Origin of the sequence: Vibrio sp. 1562 (assembly GCF_033340155.1) — a bacterium.
GTDB classification, from domain to species: Bacteria; Pseudomonadota; Gammaproteobacteria; order Enterobacterales; family Vibrionaceae; genus Vibrio; species Vibrio alginolyticus.
In genome coordinates, this window is sequence record NZ_JAWOVY010000638.1 from 1 (window position 1) to 559 (window position 559).

Annotated in this window: 1 pseudogene; it reads right to left on the reverse strand. The window is 44.4% G+C overall.

What is annotated here, in order from left to right:
* Positions 1–235: 235 nt before the first annotated feature.
* Positions 236–559 (reverse strand): annotated as a pseudogene (locus tag R7Z49_RS26820) (protein BatD); the annotation flags it as partial.

The window sequence follows — 559 nt, forward strand, 5'->3', positions numbered from 1 at the left end:
GTTTCGGTGGGGTACTCATGCTACAAAACCAAAGGCAAAGACTTCAATTTCGACCACTTGTATCAGTTGTCCGACAAGGCGCTCTATCAGGCGAAAAACAGTGGGAGAAATTGCGTGAAGCGATATGAGTTAAAAGACCCTCAAAAAGATCAAATTGTAGCGTGAGTTTGTTTTTACGTACTTCCTGAACATCAGAAACCAAAAATGGCAGCGTTTAGAGCGCTGCCATTCTTATTTATAGTTTTTCTAGCTGGTGGCTAGATTTGTCACGTTTGGCCTTGGCCAGTTTTTGCACTTTCTCCAACAGGGCTTTGTGACTCCATGGCTGTTGATTTGGACTAAAACGTGCTCTGTTCATGGCATCGAGTTCGAGTTTGACCGCTTGAACATCTTCGGGATTTAGTCGGTCACGATGGGTACTCAAGTACTCGTTTACTGAGCGTTCGATTTTCGCTTCGTCGCCTTCGTTAATGATGCGTTTCAACGCTTCAACGCAAAGTGGTTTTTCTGATGCTGACAGTGGTTCTGTGGAAGCAACAGGACGCTTTTTCCAAATTAC